At 42.6% G+C, this 15,072-nt stretch carries 13 protein-coding genes; 3 read left to right on the top strand and 10 right to left on the bottom strand.

Translation table 11 applies throughout. The features are described 5' to 3' along the window. Positions 1–130: 130 nt before the first annotated feature. From BMY70_RS20335 to BMY70_RS20310, 6 genes are all read right to left on the bottom strand, one after another. On the bottom strand, positions 131–1,114 hold the full coding sequence (locus BMY70_RS20335; RefSeq protein WP_090338119.1) for an AAA family ATPase: 984 nt from the start codon (positions 1,112–1,114) through the stop codon (positions 131–133). Positions 1,115–1,117: 3 nt separating this feature from the next. Next, positions 1,118–1,735, bottom strand: coding sequence for a DUF4159 domain-containing protein (locus BMY70_RS20330; protein WP_090338118.1), 618 nt, complete (start codon positions 1,733–1,735; stop codon positions 1,118–1,120). 54 nt (positions 1,736–1,789) lie between these two features. Beyond that, on the bottom strand, positions 1,790–3,127 hold the full coding sequence (locus BMY70_RS20325) for a TldD/PmbA family protein (RefSeq protein WP_090338117.1): 1,338 nt from the start codon (positions 3,125–3,127) through the stop codon (positions 1,790–1,792). A 12-nt stretch (positions 3,128–3,139) separates the two neighbouring features. Beyond that, positions 3,140–4,777, bottom strand: coding sequence for a TldD/PmbA family protein (locus tag BMY70_RS20320; RefSeq protein ID WP_090338116.1), 1,638 nt, complete (start codon positions 4,775–4,777; stop codon positions 3,140–3,142). 65 nt (positions 4,778–4,842) lie between these two features. Beyond that, the gene (locus BMY70_RS20315) at positions 4,843–6,189 is read right to left on the bottom strand and encodes a TldD/PmbA family protein (protein WP_090338115.1); all 1,347 of its coding nucleotides are present in this window, start codon (positions 6,187–6,189) and stop codon (positions 4,843–4,845) included. 90 nt (positions 6,190–6,279) lie between these two features. After that, positions 6,280–7,923: a TldD/PmbA family protein gene (locus tag BMY70_RS20310; RefSeq protein WP_090338114.1), complete on the bottom strand. Its 1,644-nt coding sequence runs from the start codon at positions 7,921–7,923 to the stop codon at positions 6,280–6,282. 296 nt (positions 7,924–8,219) lie between these two features. Here BMY70_RS20310 and BMY70_RS20305 point away from each other — a divergent pair, with 296 nt between their 5' ends. Both BMY70_RS20305 and BMY70_RS20300 read left to right on the top strand, forming a co-directional pair. Next, on the top strand, positions 8,220–9,122 hold the full coding sequence (locus tag BMY70_RS20305) for a hypothetical protein (RefSeq protein WP_229209705.1): 903 nt from the start codon (positions 8,220–8,222) through the stop codon (positions 9,120–9,122). Between the two features lie 183 nt (positions 9,123–9,305). Beyond that, on the top strand, positions 9,306–9,956 hold the full coding sequence (locus BMY70_RS20300) for a phosphatase PAP2-related protein (protein ID WP_090338113.1): 651 nt from the start codon (positions 9,306–9,308) through the stop codon (positions 9,954–9,956). Here the strand turns inward: BMY70_RS20300 and BMY70_RS20295 are convergent. Beyond that, positions 9,929–10,609: a CatA-like O-acetyltransferase gene (locus tag BMY70_RS20295; RefSeq protein WP_090338112.1), complete on the bottom strand. Its 681-nt coding sequence runs from the start codon at positions 10,607–10,609 to the stop codon at positions 9,929–9,931. The genes BMY70_RS20300 and BMY70_RS20295 overlap by 28 nt on opposite strands. Before the next feature lie 70 nt (positions 10,610–10,679). On the opposite strand from BMY70_RS20295, the gene BMY70_RS20290 reads away from it, so the two are divergent. Beyond that, a complete protein-coding gene (locus BMY70_RS20290) occupies positions 10,680–11,648 on the top strand; it encodes a helix-turn-helix domain-containing protein (protein ID WP_090338111.1) in 969 nt (322 codons plus the stop codon). Here the strand turns inward: BMY70_RS20290 and BMY70_RS20285 are convergent. The 3 genes from BMY70_RS20285 to BMY70_RS20275 are packed head-to-tail and all read right to left on the bottom strand — an operon-like array spanning position 11,645 to position 15,047. Next, entirely contained in the window at positions 11,645–12,556 is a 912-nt protein-coding gene (locus BMY70_RS20285) for a glycoside hydrolase family 43 protein (RefSeq protein ID WP_090338110.1), read from the bottom strand. The two genes, BMY70_RS20290 and BMY70_RS20285, sit on opposite strands and share 4 nt — an antisense overlap. Next, entirely contained in the window at positions 12,556–13,530 is a 975-nt protein-coding gene (locus tag BMY70_RS20280) for an ABC transporter permease (RefSeq protein ID WP_090338109.1), read from the bottom strand. Before BMY70_RS20280 ends, BMY70_RS20285 begins: the two co-directional genes overlap by 1 nt. Continuing rightward, positions 13,527–15,047 carry a sugar ABC transporter ATP-binding protein gene (locus tag BMY70_RS20275; protein WP_090338108.1) on the bottom strand — a complete coding sequence of 507 codons (1,521 nt, stop codon included), beginning with the start codon at positions 15,045–15,047 and terminating at the stop codon, positions 13,527–13,529. The genes BMY70_RS20280 and BMY70_RS20275 overlap by 4 nt, the downstream gene beginning before the upstream one ends. Positions 15,048–15,072: the final 25 nt, after the last annotated feature.

Here is a 15,072-nt window from a genome sequence, read left to right as displayed (position 1 = left end):
TTGGCATAACCAAACTTACAGCTTATTATCCAGCTGTTATTTTACTTAACATTTAGCTTTTGGCTTTCAGATTTCCTGCTGTCAGCAAGCCGATTGCCGATTGCCGAAAGCCGACTGCCGAAAGCCGAAGTTATTTCAGGTTTTTAATTAAATCTCCAATCACATGATCCGATGTAATATTCTCTGCTTCCGCTCGGAAATTCATTGAAATTCTGTGTCTTAATATAGGATAGGCAAGCGTATGAATGTCTTCCGGAATTACTGAAAACCGTTCATTCAGGACTGCCCTTGCTTTTGCACAAAGTACGAGCGCCTGCCCGGCCCGTGGCCCTGCACCCCAATCACACCATTGTTTTACGTAATTCGACGGGCTTCCATCCGGCCGGGTAGCCCGAACCAGCCTGTTGATAAAACTTATCTGGTCGTCGCTGATATGTACCTGTCGAGTCAGTTTTTGAAGCTGAATAATATCAATATCCGTTAATATCCTGTTGATTTCCATACTCGTGAAACCCGTCGTATTTTTCAGTACATCCAGCTCTTCCTGCTCACTTGGGTAACTCAGTTTTATGTATAACAGGAAACGGTCGAGTTGAGCTTCCGGTAACGGATAAGTACCTGATTGTTCAATCGGATTTTGGGTCGCGATGATCAAAAACGGATTCGGCAGTGCATAATTTGTTCCAGCATAGGTAACGCTTTTTTCCTGCATTGCTTCCAACAACGCGGCCTGTGTTTTTGGCGGCGTCCGGTTGATTTCATCAGCCAGCACCACATTCGCAAAAATAGGCCCCTGATTAAATTTAAAAAACTTCTTCCCTGTATCGTGATCCTCCTCCAGAATTTCGGTTCCAACAATATCTCCGGGCATCAAATCGGGCGTGAACTGGACTCTTTTAAAGCTCATATGTAAAGCTTCCGACATCGTTTTTACCATCAGCGTTTTTGCCAGTCCGGGTACTCCTTCAAGCAAACAATGACCGCCCGCCAAAAGGGAAATCAGGATTTCATTAATTGCATCTTCCTGCCCTACAATGACTTTTCCAATCTCTTTTTTTAGAAGTGGCAGCTTGGCTACCAAGGCTTTATAATGGGTTAGTTCCTGTGTTTCCAATCGTTAAGCAGTTAAAGCATACATGACAATATTGACCCCGAACCTGGTGTTGTCCACGGCCAAAAACCGTTTATTTCTAAAATCATAATCCCACTCACATCCATAATCTTTGTTGCTGTAAAGCACTCCGATCCGCCCATTTATCGTAACTGCTTTCAGGTAATCATGCACGAGATCGTCTCCCCAGCCATTCAGTTCAAAAGACGTTGTTGGAGGCCCTTCCTCAAAGTGGAAAAAGCTGTTATAGATCGGATGGTTATTGGGGATTTTTTGTAAAGCCTTCGGGCCAAAAGTTCTGGACATTTCCTGTTCAAACGATTTGGCAAACAATCCGTCTATGTCATGATTGCAATCGTCCACAAAAACAAATCCGCCGTTTTGGACATACCTTTTAAAATGGTCCCGCTCCTGCTGGGAGAATTCTACGAGCTTATGCCCGCTTAAATAACAAAACGGACTCTTAAAAATCTCGTTACTACTTAAAAGAACCACTTTTTCTTTCTCATCAATTGGAATCGTAGTATACTCTACCAGCGAATGCAGCAGATTTGATGGCATGCGCTGATCGGTATCCCAGTTTCCTGAGGTATATTGAAGACGGGTAAAGAAAAACGGTTTCATAGGTTAGGTTGAAATATTTACAGCGAAAAATTAGCTTTCGCTGTAAACTAAAATTTAAACGGCGTCCGAAAGCGACGAAAAAGTAAATTCACGGATCTTCATGGGTGGAATCAAATAATTTCGATTTGTTTCCGTACTGACAACCCTTTCGGATTTTCCCAAGGTTTCAAGATTATTAAGCATGATCACAGGGCTTTCATTAAAACGAAAGTTTTTAACCGGGTGCTTTATTTTTCCATTTTCAATATAAAAAGTACCATCACGCGTCAGTCCCGTCAGCAATAACGTTTGCGGATCAACTTCGCGGATATACCATAATTTTGTGACCAGAATTCCCTGCTTAGTCGACGCGATCATTTCTTCAAGCGTGGCTGTTCCACCGGCTACAACCATGTTATTGGGAAAAGGAACTGGCTTTACACCTTTCTTTTGGGCCCAAAAACGAGAATAAGCCATGTTTTTCACAACACCTTTTTCGATCCAGTTAACTTTTTCCATTGGCTGCCCGTCACCTGCCCAAGGTGAGGAAGGCAAATCAGGATGTGCAGGATCAGAATAAATATTGATACGCTCATCGACTATTTTTTCTCCCAGCTTGGTTTTTCCGCCCTGCTTGCTCAGAAAAGAACGGCCTTCGTCAGCGCTTCGCGCATCGATATTAAAAAAGATATTTTCCAGTAAAACAGCAGCTGCCGTGGGTTCAAGAATTACCGTATATTTTCCAGGTTCGAGCGCTTTTGCTCCCAATGAACCTGTTGATTTCCGTATTGCTGTTTTAGTCGCAGCTTCGATATCCAGTTTAGTCACATCGCTATATCCGCGGGCAACATATCCTGAACCGGTTCCGTCAGGCGTCCGTACCGTCAGCGAAAAATTGACGTTCGTACTTGGATAATAGGCAAATAGCTGCTTGGAATTCATCATGGCAGAATATCCGTGCTGGTCTTCCCAAAAGCCGGCCGCTGCAAGATTTTGCGTCCTCGACAATTCCAGACTTTTTGCAACGGCACCTGCACGAAAATCAGGAGTTATGTTGGCGGTTGAATCAAAAAAACCTGATGTTTTTTTATATTGCTGGGGCGTGAGAACGCCAACATATTCAGGGTTTTCAGGAGCAAGCTGCGCGAGTTCTTCTGATTGACGAACTACTTTTTCGAAAGCCTCTTCACTGAATTCATTGGTTGTTGCGACGCCCACCTTTTTTCCAAAAGCCGACTGAACGATTAGATTCTGCGTTAGTTGCGACCCACTGGTAGAAACTTCATTCCGGGCATATCGCAGGTTTCCGCTTTTTTCTCCCGAAATATTGATTTCACATTCGTCCGCTTTGGAAAATTTTAAAACCTTTTGTAACAAAGCTTTTGCTTCGTCCTCGGTTAATATCACTGCCATTGTTTCTGCTGGTTAAATCTTTCTGGCTGTATTGATCACATTAACGCCGTTAAATCGTGCCGTCGAACTTCCGTGGGAAACCGCGCTCGATTGCGAAGGCTGGCCTTTTCCATCAAAAAACGATCCGCCGAGACGATAATCCCGATCATCACAAACCTTCACGCAAGAATTCCAGAATTCCTGAGTATTCGATTGATACGCAACGTCTTTCAACATGCCGGCAATTTTCCCATCCTTGATTTCGTAGAATAATTGTCCGCCAAACTGGAAATTATATCGCTGCTGATCGATTGAAAACGATCCGTCACCGATGATGTAAATTCCCTTTTTAACATCCTTAATCATTTCTTCAACCGACAGCGGCGTTTTTCCTGACGCCAGCGAAACATTTGCCATGCGCTGAAACTGCACAGAACTCCAACTATCCGCATAGCAGCAGCCATGCGATTCCTTTTCACCTATAATTTTTGCCTGGTCACGGATAGCCTGATAATTAACCAGAATTCCGTCTTTCACCAGGTCCCACTTTTTAGTGTTTACACCTTCATCGTCCCAGCCAACAGCACCTAAGGATCCTACCTGCGTTTTGTCCGCAATCAGATTTACCTGGTCGCTTCCATATTTGAAAGATTTCGATTGCCATTTATCTAATGTCGCGAAAGAAGTCCCTGCAAAGTTAGCCTCATAGCCAAGGACACGGTCGAGTTCCAACGGGTGACCAACCGATTCGTGGATCGTGAGCCAAAGATGTGACGGATCCAGAACCAGATCATATTTTCCGGCCTCAACCGATTTCGCACTTAATTTCATTTTTGCCTGCTGAGCCGCAGACGTTATATCTTCCAGCATATCATAACCCATGTTGTAACGGGTCGTGATACCGGTAACTTTATCTTTCGGATTCGTTTGTAAATAATCGTAACCCATCCCCATCGGCGCGCTCAGCGAATTCCGCGTCTGGAATTTTCCTGATGCAGGGTCGATCGCGGTGACAGTAAAGTTTGGCCACATTCTATGGATATCCTGATCGATATATGACCCATCCGTTGAAGCGAAATATTTCTGCTCATTTACCATGAAAAGTACAGAATTGACATAGTTTGCACCGTTTTTCATCGCAGCATCATTCACGCCAAGCAACAGATCAACCTTCTCTTTTACAGGAACTTCAAAGGCATTTTTCTTGATAGGAGCCTTCCAGCTTACTTCTCCGAATCCCTTCTGAGGAGCAAGCTCTACCGGCTCTTTCATCAATCTCGAATTCGCTTTTGCTATGGCTACCGCGTCCTCTGCCGCTTTTGCGATCTGAGCATCACTTTGTGCATCCGCGACCGCAGCAAAACCCCAGCATCCATTTGCAATCACCCGGATACCGACACCATAAGATTCTGTATTGACAATATTTTGAACCTTATCCTCTCTCGTGATCACAAACTGGTTCAGGTAACGCCCGATCCGAACATCCGCATAGGTTGCCCCTTTTGATTTTGCTGCATTGAGTGCCGCGTCAGCCAATCTTTTTTTGACGGCAACGTCGAGCCACGGCTCCATCAGAGCTTCGGGCGAAACAGTTCTGCCACTGGCAAAACCGGGTAACATCATTGCTCCGGTACCAAGTCCGGCCATCTGGATAAAGTCGCGTCGGTTCAAGTTGAGTCCCTCCTTTTTAGTTTCGATTAATGATTGAAAAATAAACTGAATGTTGCATCGGACGGCTAGACAGCATCTGATAAACTTGTAAACGTGAAGTCACGGATCTTCAACGGCGGTATCAGGTTTCCGCTCGCCCGCATAGGTTTCCCAGCTGCTTCCAGATTGTTCAGCATAATTACCGGACTTTCGTTGAACCGGAAATTTTTGACCGGATATTTAATTTGTCCGTTTTCGATGTAAAAAGTACCGTCGCGGGTAAGTCCTGTATAAAGCAAAGTCTGAGGATCCACCGCCCGGATATACCAAAGACGCGTTACCAAAATTCCCTTCTCCGTTCCCTTGATAAGATCGGCAAGAGATTCTGTTCCACCTGCAAAAATAAATCCGGAAGGAGGAGCAATTGCTTTAACACCTTTTTTTTCAGCCCAATAGCGTGAATAATACATGTTTTTCACAACGCCATTTTCAACCCAGACTACTTTTTCCTGTGCCCGTCCATCGCTTCCGCCACCGCCGAAGCGACCGCCACCTCCACCGAACGGAGAACCCGGAATTTCGAGATTTTGCGGGTCCGAATAAATATTCACGCGCTCATCAAATAATTTTTCTCCCAATCTGGTTCCGCCACCTTTTTTACCTAAAAAGCTTCGTCCCTCATCCGCGTTACGCGCATCCATACTTCCCATCATATTTTGAAGCAGATCAACCGCGGCAGTCGGTTCAAGAATAACAGTATATTTTCCAGGTTCCAGCGCTCTCGCCTTTGAAGAGGCCTGCGCCTTCTGAATCGCAACTTCGGTAGCCAGTGCAGTATCAAGTTTGGAAACATCGTTATAGTCCCGTGCTGCGTATCCCGACCCTAATCCATCGTTCGTTCTAACAGTGATAGAAAAGTCAACAGAGGTAGCTTTATTATAACCGAAAAGTCCCTTATTGTTCCCCATGGCCGAAAAACCTGTACGATCTTCCCAGTATCCGGCAGAGGTAAGGCCTTTTTTGACACATGGATCAATGCTTTTAAAAGCCGCTTCCGCCCGAAAATCCGGGTTAATAGCTGCGGTGCTTTCAGCAAAGGAATTTACTTCCAGATAATTTTGCGGTCCGAGCATCGGCACATATTCCGGGTTTTCAGGAGCGAGCTGAGCAATTTCCTCGGCACGTCTCACTGTTTTCTCTAACGATTTATCATCAAATTCGTTTATCGTCGCTGTCCCTGATTTTTTTCCGTAAACGGACGTTACCGAAAGAGAAAGGTTCGTTGCTTCTCCACTGGTCGAAACCGAATTCCTTGCATAGCGGATATTACCGACGCGACTTCCTGTAAGTCCCGCACTTATTTCATCTGCCTTTGAAAAGGCCAGTACTTTGTCAATTATTTGCTTTGCTTCCTCTTTGGATAAGACAGCCATATTTAAATTTTTTTAATATTGAAAAACAGTCAATTAAGCACGCATTAATCATTCAATTTTATCTCCGAACGCAGATTAAACTGATCCGCATCAGATTTTTCTAGCTGTATTAATGACATTTACACCGTCAAAACGTGTCGTCGCACTTCCATGTGATACCGCGCTGACCTGCGAAGGCTGTCCTTTTCCGTCGAAGAAAGATCCGAACGTTCTGTAATCATCCTTATCACAAAGCTGTGAACAAGAGTTCCAGAATTCCTGGGTATTGGATTGATATGCCACGTCGTCGAGCATACCTACGATTTCACCTTTCTTGATCTCATAGAAAACCTGACCACCAAACTGAAAATTATAGCGCTGCTGATCAATTGAATATGATCCCCTACCGATGATATAAATCCCTTTCTCAACGCCTTTGATCATATCCAGAACGCTGCGTTTTTCTGTACCTGGCTTAAGAGAAATATTTGGCATGCGCTGGAACTGGACTGAATCCCAGTTGTCTGCATAACAGCAGCCGTGCGACTCTTTTTCGCCTATTATTTTTGCCTGATCACGGATCGCCTGATAATTGACCAATATACCGTCCTTAATGATATTCCATTCTTTTGCAGGGACGCCTTCGTCATCGTACCCGACAGCGCCAAGTGTGTGCGGTTGCAATCTGTCAGCAACGATGTTCACATTTTTGCTTCCATAATTGAATTTTTTTGACTCCCATTTATCCAGTGTCGCGAAACTTGTTCCGGCATAATTGGCTTCATACCCGAGCACACGGTCAAGTTCTGTCGGGTGACCAACCGATTCGTGGATTGTTAACCCCAAATGGTTTGGATCCAGAACCAGGTCATATTTTCCCGGCAAAACCGATTTAGTCGTTAATTTTTCTTTCGCTTGTTTTGCCGCTGTTATGGCGTCTTCAACCATATCGTAAGAATTCCTGTAACCTACCAACCCGTTCGGACCAGCAATTTTTTCAGATGCAAGTCCGTCCAGATACTCGTAACCCATTCCCATCGGCGAGCTTATCGCGTCGCGGGTTTTGAACTTTCCGGCAGCTTTGTCAATCGCCGTTACGGTAAAAGTTGGCCAGATCCGGTGAATATCCTGGTCGATGTAAGATCCGTCCGAAGAAGCGAAATATTTCTGTTCATTGATAAAAAACAAATTTGAGGTAACAAAACCAGCCCCATTCTCCATTGCCCTGGCATTGACCTTCATCAGCAGATCTATTTTCTCTTTTGGCGGAATTTCAAATGCATTTTTCTTGACCGGAGTTTTCCAGGTCACTTCCCCTACCCCTTTTTGCGGTGCAAGTACGACTGGTTCTTTTTGAAATTTCGAGTTTGCTTTTGCGATCGCAACGGCTGTTTCAGCACATTTTGCGATTCCTTCGGGCGTTACATCGCTGGTGGCAGAAAAACCCCATGTTCCGTTTGCAATTACCCGGATACCAACGCCATAAGATTCTGCATTGACGATATTCTGAACTTGTTTTTCACGCGTGAAAACGTATTGCTGCAAGTAACGTCCAATCCGAACATCCGTATAGGTAGCCCCCTTGCCTCTGGCAGCATTTAAGGCGATATCCGCAAATTTTTTCTTGATGGCAACATCAACTCCCGGTTCAAGCAAATGCTCACTTGAAACTATACTTCCAAGTACAGGCACGGATGGCAGCATTAAAGCGCCAATTCCAAAACCCGACATCTGCATAAAATCTCTTCTTTTCATTCGTTGCGGCTAATCTTTATAATTATAAGATGAAGAATAATAATATTTTTGATAACACAAATTGTAATCGTATTTGGAATACTGATCAGTTGTCAAGATAGAGAAAAAGGCGAAAAATGACAATTTTACCAAATATTTTTTTGGTAAAATTATTAAATACCCCACCAGAAAAGACTTGTTAAATATTTAACCATACATTCTATGGAGGTACAAGAAATTGCAGGCTTCCAGGTTTATAAATTTAAGATATTGAAAAAATTATATTATGCATAACTACCTGACTTTTCAGATGTTATTTGGCAAGAAGTAATTCATCGCTTCGCCCGATGTTGTATCTTGCAGAACTATTTAATGGTGTTATGGTTACAATGAAAGAGAAACGATCAATATTATATCTAACTGATTTATATTTTGAGGCGAAAGGACGAAAATATTACGAGGAAGATCTATTTCTGACGTCCCGTTTACGATCTGATTTTGAAATATTGATTTGTCATCCCTGCGATTCATGTAAGTTTGAGAACGCCGTTGATCTGGTTATTTTCAGAAATGCCGGTCCGGTGATGAATTATAAGACTTATTTCGATGCATTTAAAAGCAGAATTAATTCCACAAATATTCTCTCCTACAATTCCATGCAAGGCAGGGCTGATATGAATGGGAAGGATTATCTGATAGAGATGACAAGGGAAGGGTATCCTGTTATCCCGACTATTGAAAAACCGGAAGATCTCTATCGTCTGCCACACACTGACCAATACATGGTCAAACTAAAAAATGGCGCTGATTCGATTGGCATGCATGTCGTAAGTGCCGCACAACTTTTGAATATCGATCTTGATGGGAGTATTGTGCAACCTTTTGTAGACTTTGTTTACGAAGTTTCGTTCTATTTCATCGATGAGGATTTTCAATACGCATTGTATGCTCCGGATAAAAGCAAACGCTGGGATCTGGCACTTTATGAACCGACTTCGCAGGATCTCGGTTTCGCTAGAAAATTTATTGACTGGAACGCGCTCTCGCATGGAATACAGCGTGTCGATGCATGCAGAACTCAGGATGGGAATTTACTTCTTGTGGAGCTGGAAGACCTAAATCCGTATCTGTCCATTGATTTGCTGAGCAATGAATTGAGAGAAAAATTTGTTGTCAATTTCCGGGACTCTTTATCAAAAACAATAGAAGCCCGCAAATAGATTATAAATTAATTAGATATGCAGGAAACAACCGATCTGGCAAATCGCGTCTGCTCTAAATTGAATACTTTTACCGTTGATTATTACAGTCAGAATAAGTGATCAATAATATTATAAACAAAAATATTTTTGCTTGCATATGACTGACAACCACCAATTATAAGACAGACACCATTAAAGAGTATGATTTCCAGTGTATGGAGAAAAACGTGGGAAAATAAATCATTTAAAACCACCCTTTTCTCCGGCGTGCTTACGCTTAGTATTATTTCGTGTTTTTTAAATCCTTTTTTCCAGGCGATAGAAATACGGGAAGGCATTCAGATCGATGATATCCTCCTTTCAATTTTACCGGCAAAGGATTGCTCAGAAGCTATTTTTATTCTGATCTGGTCTTGCGTGGCTTTGGCGACTATTCGTTTTTTGAATAATCCCATGCTCTTTATTGTATTTTTGTGGTCGTATGTGGCCTTATGCCTCACCAGAATTATTACGATCTCGCTTGTCCCGTTAGACGCTCCGGCCGGACTTATTCCGCTGAGAGATCCACTAAGTAATTATTTCTACGGGCAGATATTTATTACCAAAGATCTTTTTTATTCTGGCCACACAGCGACCTTATTCTTAATATTTCTGTGCCTGGAAAAGAAAAATGACAGACTGATGGTTTTATTTGCCACGGGCGTAGTCGGGCTGCTGCTGCTTGTTCAGCACGTCCACTATTCTATGGATGTTCTCGCAGCACCATTTTTCGCTTATTTCAATGTTTTTTGTGCCAGAAAATTTCTTCAAAGCAGTCGGTTATATCAAACGACAGATGAGCCAAAGCCATGATAGGTTTCCATATTTTGCATAGCCAAAGCTGCTTCAAATAGCTGAATAAACTTTCCAACATGAATTCCGTCGCATAAAGCATGGTGAACATGAACGGATACGGGAAGTTTTACACGACCTTCCGAAAGATGAAATTTCCCAAAAACGATTTGCGGAATGGAATGTTTTGTGCCGAGCTTTTGCGCATGTTGAAAACCTGTGAAATTTACTAGCGGCAATACCGAATAATGAATCAGGCTGATCAACTCAAAATCCGGTGTCAAACCTTGACTTTTCTTTTCTTGTGATAAAGAAATCTCTATGCCGGCGCTGAACGATTCAAAATTTGAGTGATAGGCAAAATTAGCGAAGCCAAAAGTTTCATCTTCCCGCAAAACTGTAACTGACCCTGAGATTTCCCCGTATTCGAAAACATCGTCACCTTCGATTCTGTACCGAAATTCTTTTATGGTATTGGCTGCAAGGAGAGACTTGTGAAGATAGAAAGCAAAAAATGAAAGGTTTTTCTCTTTGCAATAATGATAGGCTTCGGTGCAGTCTACCGCTGTTGTAACGCCCCAGAAAGGCTGCTCAAAATTTTTAAAAAAAGCATAATGCTCACGCCTCTTCCAGGTTGCGATCTCAATTTTCGTTTTGTTTTTTGTATCTTTCATGGGACAAAGTACTCGAATAAATCATTGTCTGAACTTGCACAAAGGGAGCAAAAGTTAACCGAAACGGATTATGTTTACGTTGAAAGGAAATGAATTTTCCAGTTTGATAAGCCGGCAGTTTGTTCAAAACTTTTCGGTGCAAGAGGCCTCGGGCTCCCTTAAAGGAAAATTTGATTGCCAAAGCAAAAATATAAGGGACGAAAATTTTGATATCCTTTTCCTTTCGTCAGATTTTCATGACGACGTAAAGATTGAAAAGTTGCAGGACACGACGCATGTGAGTTTGCATTTTCAGATGAGAGGAAATTCGGCTGCCGATATTTCAGGATTAAAACCGGGAATGAATATGGGTTCCGGACAATTCAACCTGATTAATTGTGTTGATCCTGTTAGCACTTTTTTATTTCCGAAGCAGAAAAAATATGAGTACATCTGCGTCGGGTTAAAACCAGCATTTTTTAACGAAGTACTTATAGAATGCGGCTCGGATTACAAAAACTTACTTATAGAAAGCCAGAATCTTGCATCCTTTGCACTTTTTCAGACCAATCGCATTATTAATAATTTTCAGCTGAATGCTTTAAAGCTTATCCAAAACCCGAATGTGGCGGATTCGTTGAAAATTCCTTTTTTGAGATCGAAGGTGAAAGAATTGGTTCTGCTTACGCTCAATAATTACAATAACGGTGAAACTATCAGCTTAAAGCCACTTAGTAAATCAGATGAAAGTAAACTATTTGAATTGAGAGAATACCTATCAAAAAATTATCTCCTGACACACACATTGGAGGGCCTTTCAAAAAACTTTTTACTCAATGAATTCAAACTAAAAAGCGGCTTCAAACAGCTTTTCGGAACATCTGTTTTTAAATATATCCAGCTTTTACGTCTCGAATATGCCTATGATCTGATTCAGGACGGAAGCCTACCAATCAACGAAATCGCTTTTCAGGTTGGGTATGAAAGTGACGCAGCTTTCATCCGTGCTTTCAAAAATCAATATTACAACTCGCCAGGAAAATTAAAACAGAGTCGTTAATTTTTTCGATTCTTTAACCCATTTAATGTCCTGTTGCTGATCTTTGTGATCGTTCCATGTTTGTGATCTTTCGGAATATTTACCTGCTTTGATATATCTGTAAAAGTTTTGAAATCGCTTGTTTTTACCGCACCATACGTTTTATTTCGGTATTGATCAAAATATATCAGCCAATCATTACCTACTTTGGCAACGGTCGGGCCTTCGGTAAGATATCCGGTGAACGGTGCAGAAACATGCTCAAAAGGACCTAGAACTTTCTCGCTGAATGCAACTTTAATATTTCTGTTTGGACGCGTATTATCTTTTAAGACCAAAACATATTTTCCTTTTACGTACCTGACTATAACAGCGTCGATAATACTGAAACCAGGGTCAGAAAACAGCGCGGCTTTGGAGAAATCCTTGAAATCCTTTGTGGTCGTGTAATACATCCGGTGATTATTTTTCTCATCTTCCTCCCCTTTTTCAAAACGGAAAGGAATTGTCGAAGCCCAGATGATTATAAACCGACCAGTTACGTCATCGTAGAAAAGCTCCGGTGCCCAGACATTGACGACATCGGGCTCGTGATCCATAACCGGAATAAATTCCTGTTTCGACCAATTGATCAGGTCTTTTGAATTTGCATACCCAAAACCTTTGTCACCTTTCCAATTGGTGGTCCAGACAAGATGATACACGCCATCCGGTGCCCGAACGATTGACGGGTCGCGCATCAGCTTTCCGCCAACTTCCGGTTTCAAGAATGAACCGCCAAGATCGGTCCAATTGTATCCATCCTTACTGTATGCCAAATGCAAACCATCCGTTGCCGGTTCTCGAAACGACGTAAAAACATAGCTTTCTTTCGAACAGGAAATCTGACTTAAACCAATCAGTATCAAGAGAAAATTTCGAAAATTCATTAGTCGTTTTTTGAGTTGGACTTGTCGATAATGACAGCAAGTAAAATCACGAAGCCTTTCACAACTTGCTGCCAAAAAGGAGACACGTTCAACAGAACAAGTCCATTATTTAAAACACCAATGATGATCGCTCCCTGAACTGTTCCCAAAATGCTCCCGCGCCCTCCGGACAGCGATGTCCCGCCGATAACCACCGCAGCAATGGAGTCGAGTTCGTAGCTGGTACCGGCATTTGGCTGCGCGGAATCAAGCCGTGAAGTGACCAGAATTCCTCCGACTGCTGCGAGTGCACCGGCAATTGTATAAACGGTAATTTTAACTTTGCTGACGTTGATACCGGATAATTTTGAAGCACTTTCGTTACCGCCAATCGCATAAATATATCTTCCCAATCGCGTCTTATTCGTAATTAAAACAGCTATCAAAACGATGGTACCGGAAATCCAGACCGGAACGGGAATACCCAATAACCAGCCAGTTCCGAAATATAAAAAGGTGTCGCCCAAACCACTGATCGGAAAACCCTGAGTCCATAACATGGTGAGGCCGCGGGCAATTGTAAGCATCGCAAGTGTTGCTACAAAAGGCGGAACTTTGAATTTTGTGATCGCCCATCCGTTAAATGCACCGAGTGCGGAACCTGTTAAAATACCTGCGACAACCGCGCCAAAAAGTGTGAAACCGATGAAGAGGTTACCGGACGGGAATTCTATCCCGTTTCTTAACAATCCGGCAGTTATAGCACCGCAAAGGGCAAGTACCGACCCAACTGAAAGATCTATTCCGGCCGTTAAAACGATCAAAGTCATACCTGTGGAAATGCAAATATTGACAGAAATCTGCCGCATGACATTCCAGGCATTGGAAACGGTAAGAAATTTATCAGACATGATACTCAACGCCAGGCAGAGCAAAAACAATGCAATAAATGACTGGAAACGAATGAGGTCAGCCCGGTATTTTTGTAAATTCATAACTGGTTTTCGTATACAGATTTAGGTATGGCAGCTTTCAGGATCGCGTCTTCCGTAGCTTCTATTGAGGAGAATTCAGCAGTGATTGCACCTTCGGCCATAACCAGGACACGATCAGAAACTGCAAGAATTTCCGGCAACTCAGACGAAACGAAAATAATTCCCAGCCCTTTCTCTGCCAGGCCTGAAATCAGTTTATAAATCTCACTTTTTGCATGAATATCGATACCGCGTGTCGGTTCATCCAAAAGCAAAAGCTTCGGTTTCGTGGCGAGCCATTTTGCCAAAACAATTTTCTGCTGGTTTCCCCCGCTTAGATTCTTCGCTTGCTGATAAGGTGATGGAGTTTTAATTTTCAGTTCATCGATATACTTTTCAGAAAGCGTCTTTTCCTTTAAATCACTCAGAAAGCCGCGGTCTTCCAGATCTGGCAGCGTAGTCAGGCATATGTTCGTTTTAACATCCATACCCAAAACCAAACCGTCTTTTTTACGATCCTCCGGAACCAGAGCCAGCCCTGACCTGATCGCGTCAGATGGCGAATTGATAATAACCCTGGTATTTTCAATTTGAATTTCGCTTGTCGAAATGAAAGGATGCAGACCGAAAATCGTTTCCAAAAGCTCCGTCCTACCTGCGCCCATCAATCCGAAAATCCCAACTATTTCTCCTTTTTTGACTGTAAAAGATATGTTTTTAAGCAAATCTTCTTTTTGGCGTACAGGATGTTTCAAAAATAATCGTTTTACAGAAATCAGGATTTCTTCCTTATTTTCACACACTGCTTTCCGCTGTACCTGAATACTTCGCCCTACCATTTTTTGTATCAGCAAATCCTGGGTAATGCCTTCCATTTTGCCGGATTCGATCGATTTACCATCTCGCAGCACCACATAATTGTCTGCGATCCGGAACAATTCATCCAACTTATGAGAGACATAGACGATGGCTTTGTTCTGTTTTTTCAAATCGTTAATAATTTCGAAAAGCACTTCCACTTCACTTTCCGTGATCGCCGAAGTTGGTTCGTCCATGATAATAACTTCCGAGTCCGTCAATAATGCTTTAGCGATCTCAACGACTTGCTGCTGACCCACTTTCAAACCCGCAACCAGAGTATCCGGCTTCACCGCAAGTTTCAGCATATCCAGCAATTCCTGTGTCCTTAGCTTCATTTTCCGTTTATCCAGCGTGCCATACTGCGTGATCAGCTCGCGCCCGAGAAAAATATTTTCGGTAATACTCAGATAGGGAATGAGATTGAGTTCCTGATGTATTATTGCGATGCCCTGCTCCTGCGCGTCTCTGGGATTTGAAAAACGAACAACCTGTCCTTTAAAAATAATTTGCCCCTCATAATCCTGATAAATGCCTGAAAGAACTTTCATCAGCGTAGATTTCCCCGCTCCATTCTCTCCGATAAGCGCAGTAATTTTCCCTGCTTCGAGTGCCAGACTGACGTCTTCCAGAGCTATTACGCCAGGAAATCTCTTCGTTATTTTATCTACTGTTAACATAGCTGATGAAAAATAGAATGATCTT

The organism is Dyadobacter koreensis (genome assembly GCF_900108855.1).
Classification (GTDB): Bacteria; Bacteroidota; Bacteroidia; order Cytophagales; family Spirosomataceae; genus Dyadobacter; species Dyadobacter koreensis.
This window is presented reverse-complemented; position numbering and strand designations above follow the sequence as displayed.

Coding starts and splice junctions, on each gene's coding strand:
- BMY70_RS20285 (WP_090338110.1), bottom strand. CDS start 12,556: ATGAATTTTCGAAATTTTCTCTTGATACTGATTGGTTTAAGTCAGATT.
- BMY70_RS20325 (WP_090338117.1), bottom strand. CDS start 3,127: ATGGCAGTGATATTAACCGAGGACGAAGCAAAAGCTTTGTTACAAAAG.
- BMY70_RS20310 (WP_090338114.1), bottom strand. CDS start 7,923: ATGAAAAGAAGAGATTTTATGCAGATGTCGGGTTTTGGAATTGGCGCT.
- BMY70_RS20330 (WP_090338118.1), bottom strand. CDS start 1,735: ATGAAACCGTTTTTCTTTACCCGTCTTCAATATACCTCAGGAAACTGG.
- BMY70_RS20275 (WP_090338108.1), bottom strand. CDS start 15,047: ATGTTAACAGTAGATAAAATAACGAAGAGATTTCCTGGCGTAATAGCT.
- BMY70_RS20280 (WP_090338109.1), bottom strand. CDS start 13,530: ATGAATTTACAAAAATACCGGGCTGACCTCATTCGTTTCCAGTCATTT.
- BMY70_RS20300 (WP_090338113.1), top strand. CDS start 9,306: ATGATTTCCAGTGTATGGAGAAAAACGTGGGAAAATAAATCATTTAAA.
- BMY70_RS20295 (WP_090338112.1), bottom strand. CDS start 10,609: ATGAAAGATACAAAAAACAAAACGAAAATTGAGATCGCAACCTGGAAG.
- BMY70_RS20290 (WP_090338111.1), top strand. CDS start 10,680: ATGTTTACGTTGAAAGGAAATGAATTTTCCAGTTTGATAAGCCGGCAG.
- BMY70_RS20315 (WP_090338115.1), bottom strand. CDS start 6,189: ATGGCTGTCTTATCCAAAGAGGAAGCAAAGCAAATAATTGACAAAGTA.